This is a genomic window from Photorhabdus sp. RM323S (assembly GCF_042879375.1).
GTDB lineage: Bacteria > Pseudomonadota > Gammaproteobacteria > Enterobacterales > Enterobacteriaceae > Photorhabdus > Photorhabdus tasmaniensis.
Genome location: NZ_JBHFKZ010000014.1, coordinates 61,495 through 84,593, shown reverse-complemented (window position 1 = coordinate 84,593; position 23,099 = coordinate 61,495). Strand labels below are relative to the sequence as shown.

General features: G+C 43.6%; 25 protein-coding genes. 10 read left to right on the top strand and 15 right to left on the bottom strand.

What is annotated here, in order from left to right; all coding sequences use genetic code 11:
- Window positions 1-43: 43 nt before the first annotated feature.
- The gene (locus tag ACGF7G_RS08850; protein ID WP_132355663.1) at window positions 44-316 is read right to left on the bottom strand and encodes an oxidative damage protection protein; all 273 of its coding nucleotides are present in this window, start codon (window positions 314-316) and stop codon (window positions 44-46) included.
- A 30-nt stretch (window positions 317-346) separates the two neighbouring features.
- Entirely contained in the window at window positions 347-1,387 is a 1,041-nt protein-coding gene (gene mutY, locus ACGF7G_RS08845; RefSeq protein WP_387464821.1) for an A/G-specific adenine glycosylase, read from the bottom strand.
- Window positions 1,388-1,627: 240 nt separating this feature from the next.
- Between mutY and trmB the strand changes: the two genes are divergently transcribed.
- The 5 genes from trmB to ACGF7G_RS08820 all read left to right on the top strand — a co-directional run bounded on the left by trmB (window position 1,628) and on the right by ACGF7G_RS08820 (window position 5,499).
- Window positions 1,628-2,347 (top strand): tRNA (guanosine(46)-N7)-methyltransferase TrmB, encoded by a 720-nt coding sequence (gene trmB, locus ACGF7G_RS08840; RefSeq protein WP_387464820.1) that lies wholly within the window; start codon window positions 1,628-1,630, stop codon window positions 2,345-2,347.
- Window positions 2,347-2,673: a YggL family protein gene (locus ACGF7G_RS08835; protein ID WP_133815253.1), complete on the top strand. Its 327-nt coding sequence runs from the start codon at window positions 2,347-2,349 to the stop codon at window positions 2,671-2,673. Before trmB ends, ACGF7G_RS08835 begins: the two co-directional genes overlap by 1 nt.
- Before the next feature lie 81 nt (window positions 2,674-2,754).
- Window positions 2,755-3,681: a glutaminase B gene (gene glsB, locus ACGF7G_RS08830; protein WP_387464819.1), complete on the top strand. Its 927-nt coding sequence runs from the start codon at window positions 2,755-2,757 to the stop codon at window positions 3,679-3,681.
- Window positions 3,682-3,709: 28 nt separating this feature from the next.
- Window positions 3,710-4,432, top strand: coding sequence for a DUF2884 domain-containing protein (locus tag ACGF7G_RS08825; protein WP_387464818.1), 723 nt, complete (start codon window positions 3,710-3,712; stop codon window positions 4,430-4,432).
- A gap of 116 nt (window positions 4,433-4,548) precedes the next feature.
- The gene (locus ACGF7G_RS08820) at window positions 4,549-5,499 is read left to right on the top strand and encodes a siderophore ABC transporter substrate-binding protein (protein ID WP_387464817.1); all 951 of its coding nucleotides are present in this window, start codon (window positions 4,549-4,551) and stop codon (window positions 5,497-5,499) included.
- A 633-nt stretch (window positions 5,500-6,132) separates the two neighbouring features.
- Here ACGF7G_RS08820 and hemW read toward each other — a convergent pair.
- Genes hemW through ACGF7G_RS08795 form a run of 5 tightly spaced genes read right to left on the bottom strand, consistent with a single transcriptional unit; the run spans window position 6,133 to window position 9,985 of the window.
- Window positions 6,133-7,263, bottom strand: a complete 1,131-nt coding sequence (hemW, locus tag ACGF7G_RS08815) for a radical SAM family heme chaperone HemW (protein ID WP_387464816.1) — start codon at window positions 7,261-7,263, stop codon at window positions 6,133-6,135.
- Complete coding sequence (locus ACGF7G_RS08810) at window positions 7,256-7,849, bottom strand: XTP/dITP diphosphatase (RefSeq protein ID WP_387464815.1); 594 nt, start codon at window positions 7,847-7,849, stop codon at window positions 7,256-7,258. The genes hemW and ACGF7G_RS08810 overlap by 8 nt, the downstream gene beginning before the upstream one ends.
- Window positions 7,850-7,875: 26 nt before the next feature.
- Window positions 7,876-8,424 (bottom strand): YggT family protein, encoded by a 549-nt coding sequence (locus ACGF7G_RS08805; protein WP_387464814.1) that lies wholly within the window; start codon window positions 8,422-8,424, stop codon window positions 7,876-7,878.
- 18 nt (window positions 8,425-8,442) lie between these two features.
- Window positions 8,443-9,264, bottom strand: a complete 822-nt coding sequence (gene proC, locus ACGF7G_RS08800) for a pyrroline-5-carboxylate reductase (RefSeq protein WP_387464813.1) — start codon at window positions 9,262-9,264, stop codon at window positions 8,443-8,445.
- A 25-nt stretch (window positions 9,265-9,289) separates the two neighbouring features.
- On the bottom strand, window positions 9,290-9,985 hold the full coding sequence (locus tag ACGF7G_RS08795; protein ID WP_387464811.1) for a YggS family pyridoxal phosphate-dependent enzyme: 696 nt from the start codon (window positions 9,983-9,985) through the stop codon (window positions 9,290-9,292).
- Window positions 9,986-10,006: 21 nt separating this feature from the next.
- On the opposite strand from ACGF7G_RS08795, the gene ACGF7G_RS08790 reads away from it, so the two are divergent.
- A complete protein-coding gene (locus ACGF7G_RS08790) occupies window positions 10,007-11,008 on the top strand; it encodes a type IV pilus twitching motility protein PilT (protein WP_387464809.1) in 1,002 nt (333 codons plus the stop codon).
- A gap of 60 nt (window positions 11,009-11,068) precedes the next feature.
- Here ACGF7G_RS08790 and ruvX read toward each other — a convergent pair whose 3' ends face one another.
- The 4 genes from ruvX to rsmE all read right to left on the bottom strand — a co-directional run bounded on the left by ruvX (window position 11,069) and on the right by rsmE (window position 13,852).
- Window positions 11,069-11,488, bottom strand: coding sequence for a Holliday junction resolvase RuvX (ruvX, locus tag ACGF7G_RS08785; protein WP_133815264.1), 420 nt, complete (start codon window positions 11,486-11,488; stop codon window positions 11,069-11,071).
- Window positions 11,489-12,052, bottom strand: a complete 564-nt coding sequence (locus tag ACGF7G_RS08780; protein WP_036849968.1) for a YqgE/AlgH family protein — start codon at window positions 12,050-12,052, stop codon at window positions 11,489-11,491.
- 108 nt (window positions 12,053-12,160) lie between these two features.
- A complete protein-coding gene (gene gshB, locus ACGF7G_RS08775) occupies window positions 12,161-13,111 on the bottom strand; it encodes a glutathione synthase (protein WP_387464806.1) in 951 nt (316 codons plus the stop codon).
- 9 nt (window positions 13,112-13,120) lie between these two features.
- Window positions 13,121-13,852, bottom strand: a complete 732-nt coding sequence (gene rsmE / locus ACGF7G_RS08770; RefSeq protein ID WP_387464804.1) for a 16S rRNA (uracil(1498)-N(3))-methyltransferase — start codon at window positions 13,850-13,852, stop codon at window positions 13,121-13,123.
- A 297-nt stretch (window positions 13,853-14,149) separates the two neighbouring features.
- Between rsmE and ACGF7G_RS08765 the strand changes: the two genes are divergently transcribed.
- On the top strand, window positions 14,150-14,824 hold the full coding sequence (locus tag ACGF7G_RS08765) for a prepilin peptidase (RefSeq protein ID WP_387464802.1): 675 nt from the start codon (window positions 14,150-14,152) through the stop codon (window positions 14,822-14,824).
- A gap of 34 nt (window positions 14,825-14,858) precedes the next feature.
- On the opposite strand, the gene ACGF7G_RS08760 is transcribed toward ACGF7G_RS08765, so the two are convergent.
- Together ACGF7G_RS08760 and ACGF7G_RS08755 are read right to left on the bottom strand one after the other, a co-directional pair.
- Window positions 14,859-15,500: a DsbA family protein gene (locus tag ACGF7G_RS08760; RefSeq protein WP_387464800.1), complete on the bottom strand. Its 642-nt coding sequence runs from the start codon at window positions 15,498-15,500 to the stop codon at window positions 14,859-14,861.
- 32 nt (window positions 15,501-15,532) lie between these two features.
- Window positions 15,533-16,417 carry an MBL fold metallo-hydrolase gene (locus tag ACGF7G_RS08755; protein WP_387464798.1) on the bottom strand — a complete coding sequence of 295 codons (885 nt, stop codon included), beginning with the start codon at window positions 16,415-16,417 and terminating at the stop codon, window positions 15,533-15,535.
- A gap of 105 nt (window positions 16,418-16,522) precedes the next feature.
- Between ACGF7G_RS08755 and ACGF7G_RS08750 the strand changes: the two genes are divergently transcribed.
- Window positions 16,523-17,437 (top strand): LysR family transcriptional regulator, encoded by a 915-nt coding sequence (locus tag ACGF7G_RS08750; RefSeq protein WP_387464796.1) that lies wholly within the window; start codon window positions 16,523-16,525, stop codon window positions 17,435-17,437.
- On the opposite strand, the gene ACGF7G_RS08745 is transcribed toward ACGF7G_RS08750, so the two are convergent.
- The gene (locus ACGF7G_RS08745) at window positions 17,420-18,355 is read right to left on the bottom strand and encodes a LysR family transcriptional regulator (protein ID WP_387464795.1); all 936 of its coding nucleotides are present in this window, start codon (window positions 18,353-18,355) and stop codon (window positions 17,420-17,422) included. The genes ACGF7G_RS08750 and ACGF7G_RS08745 overlap by 18 nt on opposite strands.
- A 124-nt stretch (window positions 18,356-18,479) precedes the next feature.
- Here ACGF7G_RS08745 and lysA point away from each other — a divergent pair, with 124 nt between their 5' ends.
- Window positions 18,480-19,760 (top strand): diaminopimelate decarboxylase, encoded by a 1,281-nt coding sequence (gene lysA, locus ACGF7G_RS08740; protein WP_387464793.1) that lies wholly within the window; start codon window positions 18,480-18,482, stop codon window positions 19,758-19,760.
- 64 nt (window positions 19,761-19,824) lie between these two features.
- Here the strand turns inward: lysA and fadE are convergent, their stop codons facing one another.
- Window positions 19,825-22,260 (bottom strand): acyl-CoA dehydrogenase FadE, encoded by a 2,436-nt coding sequence (fadE, locus tag ACGF7G_RS08735; protein ID WP_387464791.1) that lies wholly within the window; start codon window positions 22,258-22,260, stop codon window positions 19,825-19,827.
- Window positions 22,261-22,517: 257 nt separating this feature from the next.
- Here fadE and lpcA point away from each other — a divergent pair, with 257 nt between their 5' ends.
- Window positions 22,518-23,099 (top strand): D-sedoheptulose 7-phosphate isomerase, encoded by a 582-nt coding sequence (gene lpcA, locus ACGF7G_RS08730; RefSeq protein WP_387464790.1) that lies wholly within the window; start codon window positions 22,518-22,520, stop codon window positions 23,097-23,099.

Genomic DNA, 23,099 nt, shown 5'->3' with positions numbered 1-23,099 from the left:
TGAATACAACATCAGAGCCGTTGGCTCTGATGAAAGCTGAATATTATTTTTCTGGTGGGGTATATCCATCAATTTGAATATCATGACCTTCGAACAGAAATTTAACCATTTCTTGTTCAAGCAATTTACGATCTTCTGGATTCATGGTGCTAAGTTTTTTCTCATTGATCAGCATGGTTTGTTTACTCATCCACTGTCCCCACGCTTCTTTGGAAATTTCATTGAAAATGCGTTTGCCCAACTCTCCCGGATACAGCTGAAAATCCAGCCCCTCGGCTTCACGTTGTAAGAAAGTACAAAAAACAGTTCTGCTCATAATAAATCCTCAAAATAGCGGGTATGGGATTCAGCTCAGTTGTTGCAACAGATATTCAACTGGTGCTGCCAGCCCAACAGTCGCGGGTTGTTGTAAGTTATACCAAAGTCCTTTATGTTCATCCATGCAGGCGGCAAAAGATAAAATATTTATTTTTATCGGCACAATATCCAGATGAAAATGGCTAAATGTATGGCGGAATGCGGTGAGTTGCTCATGTTTGCTGTGAGAAATACCGGATTGTTCCAGCCAGCTATTCAACACATCTAGGCTTTCAAACTGAGGAAACGCGAATAATCCTCCCCAGATCCCCGTTGGTGGGCGCTGTTCCAGCCAAACCGTATGGTCATTTTGCATCAGCAGGAAATAAGCTGTTTTCTCTGGAATACTTTGCTTAGGTTTTTTACCCGGGTATTTTGTCCAGCTATGGTTCGCATAGGCGATACATCCCTGATTTAATGGGCAGATTTCACATTTTGGCTTGCTACGGGTGCAAACCATTGCCCCTAAATCCATCATTGCCTGATTAAAATATTCCACTTCTTTTGCTGGCGTTACATTGCCGCTGATTTGCCAGAGGTGATTTTCAACCTCTTTTTTGCCCGGCCAACCTTCTACTGCGTAACAGCGGGCCAATACTCGCTTAACATTGCCATCAAGAATTGGGAAATGTTTACCTTGAGAAAGCGAAAGGATTGCACCGGCGGTTGAACGGCCGACGCCAGGCAGGGCAACGACATCATCAAATGTTGTTGGGAATTCGTCATGATGCCGTTCCACAATCTGTTGCGCTGCTTTATGCAAATTACGGGCGCGGGCGTAGTAACCAAGACCGGTCCATAAATGAAGAACTTCATCAAGCGGTGCGGCGGCAAGTGAAGCTACATCAGGAAAACGTGAAATAAAGCGCTGAAAATAGGGAATGACTGTCGCAACCTGAGTTTGTTGCAACATCACTTCTGAAAGCCAGACGTGATAAGGTGTCTTTTCCTGTTGCCAGGGCAGGGTTTTACGACCGTAGCGATGGTACCAATCCAGTACCACTTTGGAGAATTGCTTTGCTTCCATCATTGGGATAATTATCTTTAGGGAATATCAGTGTTTCGTGAACAGGATTGCAACATAGTGTTACCTTGCTGTAAACCGGAACTTTGTTTTCGCGGCACTGCGCAATCTGGGATTAAAATTGTACTTGTCACTATTGGACTTGCTAAAATCGCCCATCTTTGGATAATGCGCTCTCTTTATGTGGTTTGCCGGTAAAGCAGCCATAAACGCCTGAATAGATGCCTTTAAACTGACAGAAATACCATGATAAATAACGTAATTTCGCCGGAATTTGATGAAAATGGCAGGCCATTGCGCCGTGTTAGGAGTTTTGTTCGTCGTCAAGGCCGGTTAACTAATCGTCAGCAACAAGCACTTGATGATCTCTGGTCAAAAATGGGTGTTGAATATCAGACGGAAAAGCTGGATATGGAGGCACTTTTTGGGCGTGAAACCCCCATTGTACTGGAAATTGGTTTTGGCATGGGTGCATCACTTGTCACTATGGCAAGCCAGAATCCCGAAAAAAACTTTCTTGGGATTGAAGTTCATGTACCTGGTGTCGGTGCTTGCCTGGCTTCTGCTGACGGTGAAAATATCAGTAACTTGCGGGTGATGTGTCATGACGCTATTGAAGTGCTGGAAAATATGATCCCGGAGAACAGTCTGGAAATGGTACAGCTTTTCTTTCCCGATCCGTGGCATAAAGCGCGTCATAACAAACGCAGGATTGTCCAGCCGCCATTTGTTGAACTGATAAAAAGCAAGTTGAAAGTAGGCGGTGTATTTCATATGGCGACTGACTGGCAGCCATATGCTGAACATATGCTGGAAGTGATGAATAGCGTGGATAATTACCTTAATTTGTCTGAGAATGGTGATTATATACCGCGTCCATCTTCACGCCCAGTAACAAAATTTGAATTGCGCGGTCAGCGGTTGGGGCATGGCGTGTGGGATATCATGTTTAAGAGGGTTAAGTAATGGCTAAAAACCGCAGTCGTCGTTTGCGTAAAAAGATGCATATTGATGAATTCAAAGAAATGGGCTTTTCTATTAAGTGGAGCTTTCCGTCTAATACACCTATAGATATTATTGACAGCACTGTTGATGCATTTATTGATGAGCTGATTGAATCTAATGGTTTAGCATTGGATGCCAGTGGTTACCTGCATTGGGAAGGTTTAATCTGCCTGCAAAAAATTGGTATGTGTACAGAAGAACATCGTCAATTGGTTGAGAAATGGCTGAAAGATCGCGGTATGGAAGATGTCATGACCTCTGAACTGTTTGATGTTTGGTGGGATTGAGTAACATATCGTTGTAAAATAGCCTGAGTGAATAACAACAGGGGTGCCTATTAATAAGTGCCCCTGTCTGGAGTAAAATCAGTGAGTACAACGTTCTCTAACACGTTATTGTCGGATATTTTGCAACAAGTTCGCCCCCTGATTGGCCAAGGGAAAGTGGCAAATTATATTCCTGCACTGGCGGAGGTTCCCGCTGATAACCTGGCAATCGCTGTCTGTACCATTGATGGGCAGATATTTCATGCCGGAGATGCTGAAAAGCGTTTTTCGATTCAGTCTATTTCTAAGATATTGAGTCTGACCTTAGCGATGACACGTTATCAGGAACAGGAAATCTGGCAGCGGGTCGGACAGGAACCTTCTGGTCAGCCATTTAATTCATTAGTTCAGTTAGAACTGGAAAAAGGTAAACCCCGCAACCCTTTTATTAACGCGGGTGCGTTAATTGTGTGTGACATGTTACAGTCGCGGTTGAGCGCACCTAAGCAGCGTATGCTGGAGGTTGTACGTAAACTTGCTGGTTGCCCTGATATTTGTTATGACAACAAAGTTGCCCGTTCTGAAATGGAACATTCTCACCGAAATGCGGCGATTGCCTATCTGATGAAATCCTTTGGTAATTTCGATAACGATGTGCTTGCTGTACTGCAAACTTATTTCCATTATTGCGCTTTGAAAATGAATTGCATTGAGCTTGCCAGGTGTTTCATTTATTTGGCGAATCAGGGGAGTACGATAGGCTCTGAACAACAGATTTTAAGTCCACGTCAGGCCAGGCAGATTAATGCGCTGATGATGACCTGTGGCATGTATGATGGTTCAGGTGAATTTGCATTCAGAATTGGTATGCCGGGAAAATCGGGTGTTGGCGGTGGGATCGTGTGTGTCGTGCCGGGAGAATTGACGGTTGCTGTCTGGTCACCGGAATTGGATCGATCAGGGAACTCTTTAGCGGGTTGTGCTGCCTTAGAACTGTTAGCCGATCGTGTCGGACGATCTGTTTTTTAACTCTCAGGTGGTTTTCTTAGGAGAAAATATGTTACGCAAGACTATCATTGCTATATCTTTGCTATTTGTTGCTCAGGCTCAGGCAGGTTATGAATGCCAGGTAAATCCGCAGAATGACATTATTATTACGTCTCAATCCGTTCAGGTTGTGGGAGCAAGCGGCAATCTCCAGATTTCACCTGATGGTTCAGTTATCCGTGATGGTAAGAATCTGAACTTAAATACGGAACAACGTCGAAAAGCACAACGTTATCAGCAGGCTTTGCGGCAGGATTTGCCTTGGATTCAACAAGAAACCAGCAAACATCTGATAACTGCCCGTAAATCTTTGGACAAAGTGGTGGCAGATACTATGGGTAAAGACAGTAATGTGCGTAACCGGTTGTTTGATCTTGAATCAGGTCTTAATAAACAGATAAACCGAATTATTGAAACCCGCTCAGAGGGTATAGCATTTCATCATCAGGCGATTAAACAAGTTGAAAAAGAGAGCCGTAGTTTAATTGAACAGAGCCTTGGTGGAGTATTACAGGACAGTATTAATGAGATTGGAAATAAACAATTTAGCTTAAATGGCGATAATAATCAGGCATTGCAATCTTTGCTTGGTGGCTTGGGTGGATTGCAGAATAATCTGAAAGCTGAATGGAAAGCTCAGGAAGAAGATTTCCAGCGTTTTGGCAAAGAGGTTTGTGGTAGAGTCAGCGGCCTTGAACAACAAAGAATTGAATTACTGAATTCTATTAAGTAATTCCCAATAATTACAAATAAGAATCAATTTTAAATTGATTCTTATTTAGATTGACATATTTTTCCTGCCACCTAGAATGCGGATTGTTAATAATATCCTTTCTTGGAGCGCGATATATGAAAAAGATAATCCCTGTCGTTCTGGCTTCATTATTTGTTGTTGCAAGCCATTCCGCATTTAGTCAGACATCTGCTGTATTCACTCCAAATGTTGTCACAGCTCAGGCTGATGATAAGATTACAGTTAAACATCTCTCTGGTGAAACTGAGGTCAAAAGGGATCCTCAGAAAGTCGTTTTATTTGATTTCGGTACTTATGATTCATTAGCTAAATTAGGCTTGTCAGATCGGGTTGCTGCACTACCTACTGGTCATACGCCTGAATATCTCCGCAATAATTTGCCTAATGGGGTAGAAAGTGCCGGGGGTATAAAAGAGCCAAATTTGGAAAAATTGGCGCAAATTAAACCCGATCTGATCGTTATCACCGCCCGCCAAGGGCCTTTCTATGAACGTCTGTCAAAAATAGCTCCAACCATTAATCTGGGAACTGATAGTAAAAATTATCTGGTTTCAGTTGAAAGTAACCTGAAGTTATTAGGTGAGTTGTTTAATAAGCAAAATGAAGTGAAAGAGCAGATTGTTGAATTGGAAAAAACAATTGCTAAAGCTCAGGATAAAGCTAAAGTTTCTGGTGCTAAGGTTTTAGTATTATTGCATAACGCAGATAAATTAATGCTGAATAACCAGAGTGTCGTGTTTGATGTGGTTAAGGCACAGAAAGCGGAAGTGCCTATTCCGGTTGGTGAGGATAAAACCAAACGCATTATGGTGACTTCTGACATGATTGCTCAGGCCAATCCAGATGTGATTCTCATTATTGATCGCAGCGAAGCAATTGGTGCCGGTAAACTTGATAAAGCACAGTTTGAAGATGATAAAATAAAATCTACTTCAGCGTATAAGAATGGCAAAATCACTTACCTGAAATCTGATTTGTGGTATTTGTCGGGTGGTGGTTTGGAAAGTTTGACAGCACAAATTAAAGCTGTTGAGGATGCCATTTAATTATGCCGATTTTATTATGTTGAATTTGAGCAGTGATTGAAATTCTATAATGTGTTGTTTTAGAGCCTATCCCAGTAGTCTTAATGGGATAGGCTGTGAGTTTGACAGTTAATATTATCGGTGATTGTCAAATTTAATTCCAGATATTTATATTGGAAGGAATTTATAATAAATAACAAGTTGCTTCATGGTTAAATAAGATTGTAAATAAAGGTTTTATGAGATTTTAATTTTTTAAAATAGCAATTAATACGTTGATTGGTAATAAATGTTAGCTATTATCTATATGGATAAAGATAATTTTAGGGGGAATTGACAAATGCTTATGTTATTTATTTTTGGGCGTTGTTCGTTAATTCTCTTTCTATATGTTGACTTTTTATTGTTGAGTTAAATTATAAGTTGTTATTTTAATGTTTATGACTTAATTGAGTTGTGATTTATATGTTTTTTAATTTATGATTGCAGGAATATTATAAAAATATAACGATTTTCTGCCGATTATTAGCTTTCTTGATTCCAAAATTCTGCTTATTTAAGCACAGTTATTGATAAACTCGAAACCAACGGTGGTATCGAGTTTATCCACAAGATGATCTTTGTGAAGCTGAATTCTTCGGAGGTCATTCTGCGTTAAAGAAATAGCTCCAGTAATGAATTCAGGAACAGTTTTCCTTTCTGCGTAATTTGCCAGTGTGTTGTTGTTTCAGAGAGATAACCTGCGGCTAGGGCTTTATCAATTTGATTGCAGATTGAACTTTCCGATAATCCGGTGAAATCACTGAAATCTTGTTTTGGCATGGCTTCCAGTAAACGGAACCGGTTCATAAAAAATTCAAATGGCCGATCTTCATTTTCTACCTGATGCTGTTTATCCAGATAGCGCCCCTGCATATATCCGCGAGGATGTTTGGTTTTTACTGTACGCAGAATACGGCCATCTTCAAAGGTGATTTTTCCATGAGCGCCACAACCAATACCAAGATAATCGCCAAAACGCCAGTAGTTGAGATTATGCTGGCATTGATAGCCAGGCTTGGCATAAGCAGAAGTTTCGTATTGCTGGTAACCTGCTGCTGTCAGCAATTGATGCCCTTGTGAAAAAATATCCCACAAAGCATCATCATCAGGCAGAACCGGAGGACGGGAACCAAAGCTGGTATTCGGTTCAATAGTCAGTTGATACCACGAAAGGTGCGGTGGTGATAACGCAATTGCCTGACGTAAGTCATCCAGTGCTTCATCAAGGCTTTGGTTTGGCAAACCGTGCATCAAATCCAGATTAAAACTGCGTAGCCCCAGACTGGCGGCTAAATGTGCTGCTCGTTTGGCTTCATCCGGCCCGTGAATACGGCCAAGACGCACCAGTTTATCCGGGCTGAAACTCTGGACGCCAATGGATATCCGGTTAATGCCGGCTTGCTGATAACCACTGAAACGGTCAGCTTCCACTGTACCTGGGTTGGCTTCCATTGTAATTTCAGCTTGTGGCGATACCGGCAGGAGAGTACGAACACCATCCAGTAATTGTTGCATCCCTTGTGAACTGAGCAGGCTGGGGGTCCCACCACCAATGAAGATAGTGGTGATTTCCCGGTCGTTGACCATTGGCAGATCCGCTTTCAGATCTGCCAATAAATGGTCAACATATTCTTGATGTGGAACATCACCTTTCAATGCATGAGAGTTGAAATCACAATAAGGACACTTTTGTACACACCACGGAATATGGATATACAGACTCAGTGGTGGAAGTTTAAGCATTACGTAGTGTATCCAACATCATTTTCAGCGCTTGACCGCGGTGTGAAACAGTATTTTTTTGTTCACCACTTAACTCAGCCGCAGTACAGCCCAATTCTGGTATGTAGAAGATGGGGTCATAACCAAACCCGCCATTACCGGCAGGTTCACGGGCAATAACCCCCGGCCAGCGGCCATGAAATACCAGAGGCGTAGGATCTTCTGCGTGGCGCATATAAACCAGCACACAGTTAAACTGAGCCTGGCGTTGATCATCAGGAATATCTTTCATTGCATCCAACAGCTTTGCCAGATTTTGCTGATCGGTGGCATCTTCACCCGCATAACGGGCTGAATAGATGCCTGGGGCACCGCCAAGGATGTCGACGGATAAACCGGAATCATCAGCAATTGCTGGCAAACCGGTAACTTGTGCGGCGTGACGAGCTTTAAGAATGGCATTTTCAATAAATGTCAGCCCGGTTTCTTCAGCAGAATTTACGCCTAATTCAGTTTGAGCAACGATATCCAGACCAAAATCAGCCAGTAATTGCGCCAGTTCACGAACTTTTCCGGGATTGCCGGTTGCCAGAACAACTTTTTGCATTATTTTGAACCCAATTTAATTCTTATTTACTGTATCAGCCATGAGAGAACATCAGCACGGAGATAGTTCAGCGCGTAGAGGATCAAGATGACGATCATTGCGGAGAAATCAAGGCCACCCATCGCTGGGATAATGCGGCGGATAGGCGCCATTAATGGCTCTGTCAGTTGCATCAGAGCATAGTCAATCGGATTGCGGCCTTGGCTTATCCAGCTTAACAGAGCACGCGCCAGCACCAGCCAAAATACCAGCTTGCCTGCGGCTGTCAGCAGTTCAATTAACCCGATAGGGATGAAAAGCGTGAGGAAGGCAAACGCGCCGGTACTGAACCAGAGTTGCATGGTTAATTTAAGTAATACCAAAGCATAAGCTACAACAACGGAAGCGGTATCAAGCGGACCAATAGCCGGGAGCACACGGCGCAGTGGTCGAACGACCGGCTGAGTAATTTTCACGACAAACTGGGCAAATGGGTTGTAAAAGTCACAGCGGGCCCATTGCATCCATACTCGAAGTAATAAAACAACGATGTATAAATCCAGAACGGTGAACAGAATAAAAGTTAAAAATTGCATTTAGCAGCCCTGATAAAATTAAAATTGTTTTTCTATTTCCTGTGCGCGGCGAATAGCTGCCTGCATGGCACTGGATACGATTTCCGGCAATTTGCCTTCATAAAAAATGCGCAATGCTTCCGCCGTGGTACCACCTTTAGATGTTACCTGCTCGCGCAGGGTTGCAAAAGGGAGATCTGCATTTGATGCGGCCAGTGCCGCAGAACCGGTTGCTGTTTGCAAAACGATTTCACGGGCTGTTTCACTGTCAAAACCTAGGCGTTCTGCCTCCTGTTGCATTGATTCCATAAACAGGAAGAAATAAGCGGGTGCACTACTTGCTGTGGCGATAATATCATTGATGCCGTTTTCATCTTTTACCCAGTAGGTTTTACCGACGCTGTTCATCAATGCTTGAGTGAAATCACGGTCAGATTGACTGACTTGCTCAGGCGCGAATAATCCACTCAACCCCTGACCGACTAATGCCGGGGTGTTTGGCATGATACGAACAATGTTGAGTTTGTCTTGTAATAAAACCTTAAAGCGTGCAACAGAAATTCCTGTTGCGATAGACAGAACTAATTTGTTACTGAAATCTACCTGCTCCTTTAGCGGCTGGCAGGCATCTGCCATTACTTGCGGTTTTACCGCCATAACAACAACATCGGCTTCCTGTGCGCAGCGAATATTATCACTGCTGCTGTTGACGCCATACTCCTTTGCCAGTACATCGCGGCGAGCATTGCCAAGAGCGCAAACATTAATCAGTTCAGCAGGATAGCCTTCTTTTACCAATCCGGCAATGATGGCGTGAGCCATATTACCTGCACCAATAAAGGTAATTTTACGTTTTTCCATTAGATACCTCGTAGCATTGATATGGTTAATTTTGATACTGACGTGCACCGAAAATTGCCGTCCCGATCCGCACTAATGTGGAACCACAATTAATGGCGGCAGCCATATCATCAGTCATCCCCATAGAGAGGGTATCTATTTGAGGATATTGAGTTTTCAGGTTAAAGAAAGCCTGTTCCATTTGCCTGAAAACCACCAATTGGCGTTTGTAGTCGGGCTCCGGTGCGGGGATTGCCATTAAACCGCGTAGCTTCACATTCGGCAGTTTGCTGACTTCGGCTGCCAGAGTGGGGAGTTCAGCAAGTTGAATACCTGATTTGTTCTGTTCATCACTGATATTTATTTGAATAAGAATATTCAGTGGTTCCATTCCCTCTGGGCGTTGTTCGCTCAGACGCTGTGCTATTTTCAGGCGGTCAACGGTATGGCACCAGTTAAAATTTTCTGCCACCAGACGACTTTTATTAGACTGTAACGGACCGATAAAGTGCCATATCAAATCATTACGATTTGCAAAATAAGCAATTTTTTCTACCCCTTCCTGTACGTAATTCTCACCAAACTGGCGCTGATCGGCAACGATTGCTTTTTCGATATCTTCCACAGGTTTGGTTTTACTGACTGCAAGCAGAGTAATTTCTTCTGGAGAGCGTTCGCATTTCTGTGCGGCAACGGCTATGCGGGTCCTGACATCTTGTAAGTTTTGTTCAATATTGTTCATAGTGACTCAGGAGATTAAAAAATGAATATGGATAAATTAGTGGCCCTTAGTGTAAAGCATAATGCTTCTGATCTGCATCTTTGTGTTGGGCAAACTCCTGTATTACGTATAAATGGTGTGCTTTATTCACAAACTCAACTGCCATCTGTAAATAATACTTTGTTGGAAGAGTGGAGCAGGCAGTTTTTATCAGAATATCAGTTAGAACAGCTATCAGTTTGTGGACATGTGGATTTCGCGATGGAGACAGAAAGCCACCAACGATTGAGAGGCAATATTTTTCGTCAGCAATCGGGGCTGTCAGTTGTTCTGCGTTTAATTAGCTCTCAGTGCCCAACTCTGGAACAGCTAAAAGCACCTGAAATTGTCCGGGAAATGATTTTGCGGGAAGAAAGTGGATTGATTCTGGTGACCGGTGCCACAGGCAGTGGGAAATCGACAACCTTAACCGCCATTGTGGATATGCTGAACAGTCATTGTTGTCAGCACATTATTACATTGGAAGATCCTGTGGAATTTATTCACCACAGCCGCAATTGTCTGATACAGCAACGACAAATCGGATTGGATTCCTCCAGCTATCAGGAAGCGCTGAAAGGTGCTCTTCGGCAGGATCCTGATGTATTGCTGTTGGGTGAGCTACGGGATAAGGAGACAATACGTCTGGCATTAACTGCGGCAGAAACAGGGCATTTGGTATTTTCAACTTTGCATACCAGAGGCGCAGTACAGGCAATTGATCGGCTGGTGGATATATTTTCGTCGGAAGAAAAAGGATGGGTACGCAGTCAGCTTGCAGGGAGTTTGAAGGCTGTGATAGCGCAGCAATTGGTTGCTACGCAGGATGGAGGACGGATCGCCGTGTATGAAGTGTTGGTGATTAATCAGGCGGTCAGTCATCTGATACGGGAAGGAAAAAATCATCAAATAACAACGCTTATGCAGACCGGTGCTGCCAGTGGAATGCAAACCTATGAGCAAGGCTGGCAGCAGCGTAAATTACAGGGATTATTGGCAGAGTAGACGGAGGTTAACAGTTAATCGCTGTTGTTGGTTGATCCGCTGTTATTGTTAGCTGATAGCTTAATAGTGCTGCTCGAACCAGCTTTCCAGAATAATAACAGCAGATGCAGCATCGACTTTACCTTTATCTAAAGCTTTGTAGCCTCCACGGTCAAACAGATGAGCGCGGGCTTCAACCGTTGTCAGGCGTTCATCCTGGAGTTCAATTTGCACACCAAACCGGCCATGTAGCCGGTTTGCAAATTTACGTGCCTGTGCTGTTACAAGTTGCTCAGTGCCATCCATATTGAGGGGAAGACCAACAATAACCAGATCTGGCCGCCACTCTTTAAGTAATTTTTCGATTTGTTGCCAATTGGGGATACCATCTGTGGCTTTAAATGAGGTCAACGCTCTGGCGGTACCTGTAATTTCCTGCCCGATAGCGGCACCGATACTACGAGTGCCAAAATCGAAGGCCATTATTGTGCGGCTACTCATTTATGCATGTCCTGCCTGTGGGGCAATGTTATAGATATTGATGCCGAGCAAAGATGCGGCCTCACGCCAGCGATCTGCAATGGGTGAGTTGAAAATAATATGTGGATCAGCGTTTGCGGTTAGCCAGCTATTCTCCATTATCTCTTTTTCAAGTTGCCCCTTTTCCCAACTTGCATACCCCAGCGTGACTAGTATCTGTTTTGGTTGGCGTGGCGTGCCCAGGGTTTCAAGTACATCTTTGGATGTGGTAATCATCGTATCATCGGAAATTTTGATACTTGAACTGAAACCTGGTTGTGGTGTGTGCAATATAAAACCATGATCTTCAGCAAGAGGGCCGCCTGTCATGACCGGCTTGTTTAGGCTGATACTTTCATCCCGATCTTCTGGTGAGATTTTCAGTTTTTGTAGAACTTTCCGAACAGAGATTTGTTCAATTGGTTTATTTATCACCAATCCCATTGCCCCGTTTTCGTTGTGTTCACAAACGTAAACAACTGAGCGTTTGAAGTAGGAATCAGATAATGTGGGCATGGCGATAAGAAAATGATGCTGTAGATTCATTTTGTTTTTGGTAATTAACCTGGCTATTTAAGGATTATTTAGCCCACAGTATGTGGGCTAAAAGTGCAAATGACAAACCTTGACAGGAAAATTAACGAAAAGAGCTTTTTATTTCTCCAATCGTTTTTCAATCGCATTCATCAGCATGCCGGTTATTGAAATATCAGGGAAAACTGCTTCTATCTCGCGTGCGCAGGTTGGGCTGGTGACATTAATTTCGGTCAATCTGTCACCGATAATGTCCAGTCCAACAAAAATTAACCCTTTTTCTTTTAACGTTGGCGCAACAGCTCTGGCTATAGCCCAGTCACTTTCTGAAAGCGGGCGCGCTTCACCACGACCACCGGCAGCAAGGTTACCTCGGGTTTCTCCCTGGGCTGGAATGCGGGCCAGACAATAAGCAACAGGTTCACCATCGACAATTAATATCCGTTTGTCGCCTTCTTTTATAGCAGGTAAGAAATTCTGTGCCATGCAGAAGCGATTGCCGTGTTCTGTCAGGGTTTCAATAATCACACCAACGTTTGGATCATCTTTTTTCAGGCGGAATACAGATGCACCGCCCATGCCATCCAGCGGTTTAAAGATGACATCACCCTGTTTTTGATGGAATTCACGCAGGTGAGCCGCATTGCGGGTCACTAATGTATCCGGTGTTAAATCCGGGAACCAGGCTGTGAAGAGTTTTTCGTTACAATCGCGCAGGCTTTGTGGCTTATTGATGATAAGCGTGCCTTTCTCTTCAGCACGTTCCAGAATATAAGTGGCGTAAATGTATTCAGTATCAAATGGAGGATCTTTACGCATCAGGATGACATCCAATGTTTCCAGTGCCAGATCTTGTTCTCGCTCGAATTGATACCATTGTTGTGGATTGTTTTCTACCTGCAATAGGCGGGTACGGGCGCGGGCTTCTCCTTGGTATAGATAGAGATCGCTCATCTCCATATAATGAAGTTCCCAGCCACGGCGTTGTGCTTCCAATAGCATAGCAAAACTGGTGTCTTTCTTGATTTTGATGGATGAAATGGGATCCATCACTATGCCGAGTTTGATCATTCTTTCTCCTTAACCCAAATCGCCGAAACGCACTTGTAATGCAGTAATTGCGGTAAGCGCTGTCGTTTCTGTTCTTAAGACACGTGGTCCTAACAGGATATCAGTAAATTGGTAATTAGCTGTCATAGCAATTTCGTCTATTGATAAGCCACCTTCCGGACCAATCAGTAAGCGTACTTTTTCCACAGGTAAAGGCAGGGTGTTGATACTTTGGCTGGCGCGTGGATGTAAGTTTAATTTTAAGCTGCCATCATTTTCTGCACACCAGTGTGCAAGTTGCATCACCGGACGAATTTCAGGTATGCGATTACGGCAACATTGCTCACAGGCAGCAATGGCAATTTTTTGCCATTGCTGAAGTTTTTTAGCCAGCCGTTCTCCATCCAGTTTGACACCGCAGCGTTCAGAAATTAAAGGTGTAATAACATTCACCCCTAACTCTACAGATTTTTGAATGGTAAATTCCATTTTCTCACCGCGGGATATGACTTGTCCCAGATGCAGATTAAGTGGTGATTCGTTATCGGCAAGTTCACTATTGTTGATGTGAACTTTGACAGATTTCTTATTGGCTTCGGTAATTTCAGCATCGAAGATCTGATTACTGCCATCAAATAGTTGTAATTGTTGACCGTTACTCATTCTGAGTACCCGCCCGACATGGTTGGCTGCTTCATCACTCAAATAAGTTTCAGTGTTGGGTGTGAGTAATTCCGGGTGATAAATGCGGGGTATACGCATGTTTTTCTTTCCTTCCTGCGGGGTAGAGCTATACATAAGGCAATAAATAATGGTGCTATGATAAGGGAGGCTCAATCCAACTATCAAGCTATCTCTGATATGGATTTTTATCTCTGAATAAATGTTGCGAGTCTGCTCGCATATTTATCTCTTATTAGCATGTTTTATATTTATTTTGTTGTTTTAATGTGGTTTTTATTATTATCTTATTGTGTCGAAAATATAGTGGAAATTGCTTCTGTTATTCAGTTAAGGTGTTTTTAATATAATTGGTTGAAATTAAAGGTGTTTTGTTGGATGGGGTTTAATATAATGATTATTATTCTGGCTATTTCTATTGGAATAGTGTCAGGGATTACTTTAAATAAAATAATGTCTGTGTTTTCTGGGGTTGTTTATGGATATGAGAAAATATCTTTTTGTTATTTACAGGTTGAGTTAGTTACACTGTTTGTAACTGCTTTTTTTGTGATTTATTTTCCATTGAATTTTAATTTATATGTTGCTTTGATATTTATTTGGATGCTAATTATACTTTCTTTTATTGATATAAAAACCAAATTATTACCAGATATAATAAATTATCCACTTTTATGGTTAGGTTTATTATTGAATTTGAATCAAACTTTTGTGCCTATTGAACTCGCTGTAACAGGCGCGGTAGCGGGATATTTGAGTTTATGGTCGTTCTATTGGTTATTCAAAGTTATCAATCATAAAGAGGGAATGGGGTATGGTGATTTTAAGTTAATGGCGGCAGTTAGTGCTTGGTTGGGTGTTGGCGCAATTCCTTTATTAATGCTCCTGTCTTCACTGTTTGGCATTATTGGATGCTTGTGGATGTGGAAATTACGGGGAAATTATCAGGCACCTATCGCTTTTGGCCCCTATATAGCCATTTCTGCGATCATAATGCTTTATTTGAACTTACAGGGAATTGATGGATTATCGTGGATGGCACCCAATAACTGAATAAGGTATGGGCACCAGTAGTTAAACGGTGGTATTAAAACTGAGAGTGAATCAGTGCATCTTGCCAACGTTTTGGTTGTCCCAAATATTTATCAAGAGAAATAACAGATAGCTCGTTTCTGTCATTTTCCAGAATAAAAGTAGGGAAGCCTGAGCCGCTAACTTTTGCCAATAGTTCACGGCTGCTCTTGATATGCTGGAGACTTTCTGATTCATTATTCAGTGTCAGCTCTTGCTGGAATTGTTTTGAATCAAGCTGAAATTCATTTGCTAAATTCAATAATGTTTCAGTTTCGCTGACTTTTAATCCACGAACATAATGCGCTTTTTGTACTGCCAGTAACATTTCGACACCTTTACCAGCCAGCTTTTCTGCTGCAAGGATGGCTGATATTGGTGGTAATGAATCCATCATTAGTGATTTATCGTTTAACAGTGCGACATATTGTTCACTGAAAACTTGCCCGGTAAGATTTGCGATCCGTTTATCCTGACTCAGGATATAATCACGCCATGTGCTGTCTATTTGGCGTTTGTTATCTCCAGTTAGCATTCCGCCGCCATGCAATTTAATTTTCACATTTGTGGCCTCTTGCGCCGCTTGTATTAGAGCGGAAACGCCATAACACCAGCCACATAGGGGATCATAGATATAGTGCAGAGTCATTCCGGGCATATTTACTTATTCCTGAAAAAGAGTTAATTGACTTATTGAGGCCACTTCATTTCGCCTTTCAGCACTTTGGCACTTAGTTCGAGGCTGGATTTGTCTCCAAGTTTTGGATAATACTTTTCCATTGCGGCTATCAGCACTTTTGAATCTTTCGCTTTTGGTAATTCTTTCTCAAAAATAGCCAGGTATTTTTGAGTGAACTTGACCGATTGCAATGTCATTGGTGCGTTACCAATGAAATGTCCCGGAACCACAATGGTCGGTTTCAGTTCTTTGATACGATCCAACGTTTGCATCCAATTTTTGCGGGATTCTTTAGTCTGGGTATCTGCCATCCAGACATGAATGTTGCCTGAAACGGTGACGCCACCGACTACCGCTTTCAGTTTTGGTATCCAAACGAAAGTACGGTCAGCCGCGGGGCCATCAAGACCTTTGACGATCAGCTTTTCACCATCAACTGTAAAAGTGTTACCTTCCAATGGTTGCGGCACGATGACTTTTTTGGGTGCCTGTTCTTTCAGGACACCTCCCCAATAAGCCAGTTTGCCATCTTTGGTCTGGTTGATTTCTTTAATTGTTTCTGGTGATGCAATGACTTTTGCATTAGGGAACGCTTTGGTCAGCGTATCAAGACCAAAGTAGAAATCAGGATCGGACTGACTGATATAAATGGTTGTCAGTTTCTTGCCGGTACCCTTAATTCTTTTGACCAGTGCTTCGGCATCATTTTTTTGGAACTGAGCGTCGATCAGTACAACTTCTTTGTTACCACTAATGATTTCAGAAGAGACGGGAAAGACGCTTTTTTCGCCTGGATTGTAAACATCCAGTTTCAGATAAGCGGCTTGTGCCAGAGAAACAGTACCCAGAGAAAGGATACCGGCCAACGCAATATTTAATGTTGTTTTGCGAGTCATGATTGAATTCCTGATGTTGTGTCAACGGGGTTTATAATAAGTTGCGTTTTTCGATGGAAAAACCGCATAATTGGCAATTATTTGTTGCATAAATCGAGCTAATTGATGGATAGAGTCACTGCTGCGCAAGTGTTCACTATAATTGTAGAACAAGGCAGCATGATTGCTGCATCAGAACGGTTAGATATGTCGCGGGCAATGGTATCTCGCTATTTAGCTGAAATGGAAAAATGGGCAGGAGTACGCCTATTGCACCGTACAACGAGAAAGATCAGCCTGACATCGGCAGGAGAGATCGCCTATCAGCGCAGCCGTAAATTGTTGCAATTGGCAGAGGAGATCCCCGTTCATCAGCCAGAAGCCGCTCAGGAGCTGAGTGGCCTTTTACGGATAAGCAGTTCTCAGTCTCTGGCTATGAGCGCACTGTCTGTGGCTATTCCTGAGTTTATGCAAATTTATCCTCAGATAGCTATTGATATGCAGATGAGTAATAAGGCAATAAATTTGGTTGAAGAGCGGATAGATTTGGCGTTACGGATCACGAATAATCTGGAACCGAATTTGATTGCCAGACCATTGTCGACTTGTCACTCTGTTATTTGTGCTGCCCCTTCCTATCTGGCGGGAAAAATGATCCCACAAAAGCCGGCTGATTTGGCATTGCATAACTGTATGACTTACAACTTCTTTGGTAAAAGTCTTTGGTTATTTGAACGTCAGGGGGAAAAATATTCTGTTCCTGTTAGCGGCACTTTGAGCGCTAATGAATCCATTGTTTTAATGGAAGCAACATTGCAAGGTGCGGGAATGGCTATGCAACCTTATTATTCTGTTGCTTCTCATCTGGCATCAGGAAAACTGATTCAGTTGTTGCCGGAATATCAACCTCAGGCCATGGGTATTTATGGTATTTATGCCAGTCGTCAAAATATGCCGGCAACGCTCAGGGCATTACTCGATTTTTTGGTGAGATGGTTTGCTTCTTCGCCATACTGGCAAAAGCTAATGCTGAAAAGCTGACTTCAATTTCTGAGGAAACAGGGCAATCTGTGCTTTCAGGTGTCCAATAAAAGTATCGACTGGGGCGGAAGAAGGGCGGTGAATGGGCTTGATCAGGCTGACAGTAAAAGGAATGTTAATACTAAACGGGCGGGCGCATATTTCAGCTTCGCCGTGGTAGTCCAGATAATCGAGTACGGTCAGCGGGTTGACAATAGAAACGCCGATACCTTCCCGCACCATTGCACATACTGATGCGGCACTGTGAGTTTCCATAATCATGCGACGGTTAATATGGTGCTCTGCGAATATTCCATCAATCAGTTGACGGTAGCTGTCTGTTATCGAAAGGCTGATGAAATGTTGTCCACTGAAATCTTCTGGAGTCAGTAATAATTTATGACTGAGCGGATGAGCGGCGGGCAATACGCAAATTTCATTCAGTGTGATCAGTGTTTCTCTTTGTGTACCGGGTGGTGTTTGCAAATGTTCGGTCAGGCCAAGGTCATGACGTTGAGCTGAGAGCCACTCTTCCAATAGCGGTGATTCCTGAGGAATGATGGTTAAATTAGCATCAGGGTATTGGCGAGTGAAGTGGTGACAAACTTTAGGTAACAAGGATTGTGAAAATACCGGCAGGCAAGTAATAGAAAGTTGAGCGTGTTGGAATTTGCGGATACTGTCAGCCGCATTCATTATTCTTTCAAGTCCATAATAGGAGCGCTCAACTTCTTCAAAAAGGCGTAATCCTTGTGCTGTCGGATGCAGGCGGCCCTTTACCCGGTCAAACAGTTTGAATTTTATCAGATGTTCAAATCGTGCCAATTCACGGCTGACCGTCGGTTGTGACGTTTGTAATAAAACAGCCGCTTCTGTCAGATTTTTGGTCGTCATTACCGCATGGAAGATTTCAATATGACGCCATGAACAAAAAGACATAGATGATTCCTTCAGATGATAACGCTATATCACAGATGAATAGACTATAGCGAAACAGATATTTTTATTCCTGTTTTTTACTGCCAATAATGGGTTATCTGCTGATTTTGTGAGAGAAACCCTAATGAGTACCTTTATCCGCAATAGTTGTTCTGATCTGATACCCGAAAATCTAAGCTGTCTGCCAGAAACTTATGGTGCTCCGTTATGGGTTTATGATAGCGAAACGATTACTCAAAGAATCAAGATGTTAAGTCAGTTTGATGTGGTCCGGTTTGCGCAGAAGGCTTGCTCTAATACTCACATTTTGCGCCTTATGCGTGAATACGGTGTGAAAGTTGATGCAGTTTCACTGGGTGAAATTGAGCGTGCTTTATGGGCTGGCTTTAGTCCAGGCCGAGATATGGCAGAAATCGTTTTTACTGCTGATTTGATAGATATAGCAACGCTTAACCAGGTAACTGAACTGGATATTCCGGTTAATGCGGGTTCTATTGATATGCTGGAGCAGATTGGTCAATGTAAAAAAGGGCATCCGGTATGGTTGCGGATTAACCCTGGATTTGGTCATGGTCATAGCCAGAAAACCAATACTGGTGGTGAAAACAGCAAACATGGTATTTGGTATCAAGATCTCTCACAGGCAATTGGGAAAATTCGGCATTATGGATTGAAATTGCTTGGTTTGCATATGCATATCGGCTCTGGTGTTGATTATCAGCATCTTGCCAGTGTGTGTGATGCAATGGTTGAACAGGTTATTCTCTGTGGTGAAGATATTCAGGCAATTTCAGCCGGCGGTGGTTTATCTACTCCTTATCGGCAGGGGGATGAACAGATCAATATCGCTCACTATTTTGGGTTGTGGGATGATGCCCGTAAAAGAATTGAGCAACATTTAGGCCATAGCGTTATGCTGGAAATTGAACCTGGGAGATTTCTGGTTGCCGAATCCGGCATTCTGATGACAGAAGTTCGGGCTGTTAAACAGATGGGAAGCCGTCATTATGTGCTGGTGGATGCGGGATTCAATGACTTAATGCGTCCGGCAATGTATGGCAGTTATCACCATATCTCGGTTTTGCCTGCTGATGGACGTCAACTTGAACAGCTGCCATTACAGGAAACATTAGTCGCAGGTCCGTTATGTGAATCAGGTGATGTTTTCACACAGGTTGAGGGTGGTGGGGTTGCGCCAAGAATGTTACCGCCTGTTCAGGTTGGGGATTATCTGGTTTTCCATGATACCGGTGCTTATGGTGCGTCAATGTCTTCTAATTACAATAGTCGTCCGCTGATCCCGGAAGTGTTGTTCATAAATGGTAAACCTCAATTGATTCGCCGTCGTCAAACGATTGAAGAGTTATTAACGCTGGAAGAGGTATCTTTTACATCTGTGCTGTGAAATATGGGGCGATACTTTAAGGTATCGCCCTGTGATTACGTTCATTCTTTCGTTATCAGCAGTATCAGGCTGCTTGCGTTCTTGGCTTTTCGACTGGAGCAGGAACAGCCAACACTTCTGGTTCAAACTCATCGACATTAATAGAACGCAGACGGCTTGCTTCAGCGCGTTTCAGAATTTCAGCCTCGTCTTGCGAAATCTTATGCTCTGCCAGTGCCTGTTCCGCCAGTTTATCCAGGCGGGTAAAGCTAAGGCGTTTACCTGCTTCACGGCTCAGGCGGGCGTGGATCGGCTCTGCGGCAATAATATCGTGCAAAGCTTCTTCCAATAATCCGTGAGGATTATGTTCGGTCGGTGTCAGGAACTGACCACGACCGATGCGATCACGGGTAGCTGAAGGTTGTTGTAAGAGCTGCGCCAGTTTGTGATCCAGACGGTCAGATGGGGCTGAATGTACACGTCCTAATGGGAAGACAATAGCACGCATCAGACCTGCAACCAGACGGTTCGGGAAGTTACGCAGTAAATTATCTATCGCCTGTTCTGCCTGATACAAGCTATCCTGAACGGCCCACTGGACTAGCGGTAAATCTTCTTTTTGACGACCTTCATCTTCATAACGCTTCAAGGTCGCTGAAGCCAAATATGCTTGACTCAGAACGTCGCCAAGACGGGCGGAGACACGTTCACGACGTTTCAGGCTGCCACCTAGTACCCCCATTGCCACATCTGATAATAGCGCAAGGTTGGCACACTGGCGGTTTAATTGCTGATAGTAACGGCGGGTTGCATCATTAACCGGTGTGCTGCTGGTGCGGCCATTGGTCAGGCCAAGCCAGAAACTGCGTAACAGGTTACTGGCAACGTGACCGAGGTGGCTAAACAATGCCTTATCAAAATCTTTAATACGGTTATTTTCAACCGCAGCCATTTCATTAAGTACATAAGGATGACAGCGAATAGCTCCCTGACCATAAATAATCATGTTGCGGGTCAGAATATTGGCACCTTCAACGGTAATGGCGATAGGTGCGCCCTGATAAGCGCGGGCAAGGAAGTTGGATGGGCCAAGGCAAATACCTTTACCACCAGCAATATCCATTGCGTCAATAACCGAACGCTGGCCTCTGTGAGTACAATGATATTTCACAATCGCCGATAATACGGAGGGCTTCTCGCCCAGCATGATACCTGTTGTCGCAAGCGTTGAAGCGGCGTCCATCAGATAGGCGTTACCGGCAATACGTGCCAGCGGCTCTTCAATCCCTTCCATTTTACCAATTGGCATTTTGAACTGACGGCGAATATAAGCGTATGCGCCAATCGCCATAGCAACGCTTTTCACCCCCCCGGTTGCGTTTGACGGCAGGGTGATGCCACGGCCAACAGACAGACATTCAACCAACATCCGCCAGCCTTGTCCGGCCATTTTCGGTCCACCGATGATATAGTCGATAGGTACAAAAATATCTTGACCGCGAGTCGGACCATTCTGGAATGGAATGTTCAGCGGGAAATGGCGATGACCAATTTCGACTCCTGGTACATTTGTCGGGATCAATGCACAGGTAATGCCTAACTCTTTTGTATCGCCCAGTAAATTGTCAGGGTCAGACAGTTTGAAAGCCAGACCAAGTACGGTGGCGATAGGGGCAAGGGTGATGTAACGTTTGTTCCAGGTTAGACGCATACCCAGAATTTGTTCGCCTTGCCATTCTCCCATACAAACTACGCCGGTATCCGGGATTGATCCTGCATCAGAGCCGGCTTCCGGGCTGGTCAAAGCGAAACAAGGGATCTCTTCACCACGGGCAAGTCCTGGTAGATAGCGGTTCTTTTGTTCGTCGGTGCCATAATGCTGTAATAATTCACCTGGGCCGAGGGAGTTTGGTACACCTACGGTGATGGCCAGAATGCCGGATGTCCCCGCCAATTTTTGCAATACCCGTGCTTGCGCATAAGCTGAAAATTCCAGGCCGCCATATTCTTTTTTAATAATCATGGCAAAGAAGCGGTGTTCTTTCAGGTAGTTCCATAACTCAGGTGATAAATCGGCAAGTTCATGGCTTATCTGGAAATCATTGGTCATGCGGCAGACTTCTTCTACCGGTCCATCCAAAAATGCTTGTTCTTCCGCGGTTAACTGAGGCTTTGGATAATCATGTAGTTTTTTCCAATCGGGTTCACCGCGGAACAGTTCGCCTTCCCACCAGGTAGTGCCGGCATCAAGCGCTTCTTTTTCCGTGCGGGATAGACTTGGCATCACCTTACGGAAGGCTTTTAATGCCGGAACAGTAAATAAGGAATGACGCATTGGCGCAAAATTCAGCGGGAATAGAATGATGGCCATGGGTAGCAACATCCAGTAGCTCCATGCATCAATAGCGCCCATTAAGGCGGTATAGACGAGGAGCAGTAGGCTGCTGAGGCTGAGATTGACTTTGTGATAACAAAGTATCCCAATCAAGACTAAAAATAGAATGATACTCAATGTGGTCATAATAAAAGCTCCTGGTTAATCTCAGGGTCGGGTAAGTCATCAGAGGTCTGACCTGTTGGTGTTCTTCTCTTTTTAGACCAGGAAACTGTTTTTAGCAATATATTTACATCTTAATTACAATGTAGCTCACAAACTCGTGGTAATCGGGAGTGGATTAATTTCCCTAAAATGGGATGGCGTCTTCTTTCAATACTCTTGATCCGGTAAACTGCCATTCGGCATAACATTAAAGATTACCTGACTGAAATGAGGAACCTATGTATCAAAACCTGATCCGTAGTGAATTGAGCGAAGCCGCAGATACGCTGGCAAAGTTTTTAAGTGACGATGCAAATATTGAAGCGATTCAAAAAGCGGCGGTATTACTGGCTGATTCATTTAAAGCGGGTGGCAAGGTACTGTCTTGCGGTAATGGTGGTTCGCACTGTGATGCAATGCATTTCGCGGAAGAATTGACAGGCCGTTACCGTGAAAACCGTCCGGGCTATCCGGCGATTGCGATTTCTGATGCCAGCCATCTTTCCTGCGTCAGTAATGATTTTGGTTATGAATTCGTTTTTTCCCGTTATGTGGAAGCGGTCGGGCAAGTAGGGGATGTCTTGCTGGGTATCTCCACTTCCGGTAATTCCGGCAATATTATCAAAGCCGTTGAAGCTGCCCGTTTAAAAGGCATGAAAGTGATTACGCTGACAGGTAAAGATGGCGGTAAAATGGCCGGTGTGGCGGATGTGGAAATTCGTGTCCCACATTTTGGCTATGCAGATCGTATTCAGGAAATTCATATCAAAGTTATTCATATCCTGATTCAACTTATTGAAAAAGAGATGGTTAGAGCTTGA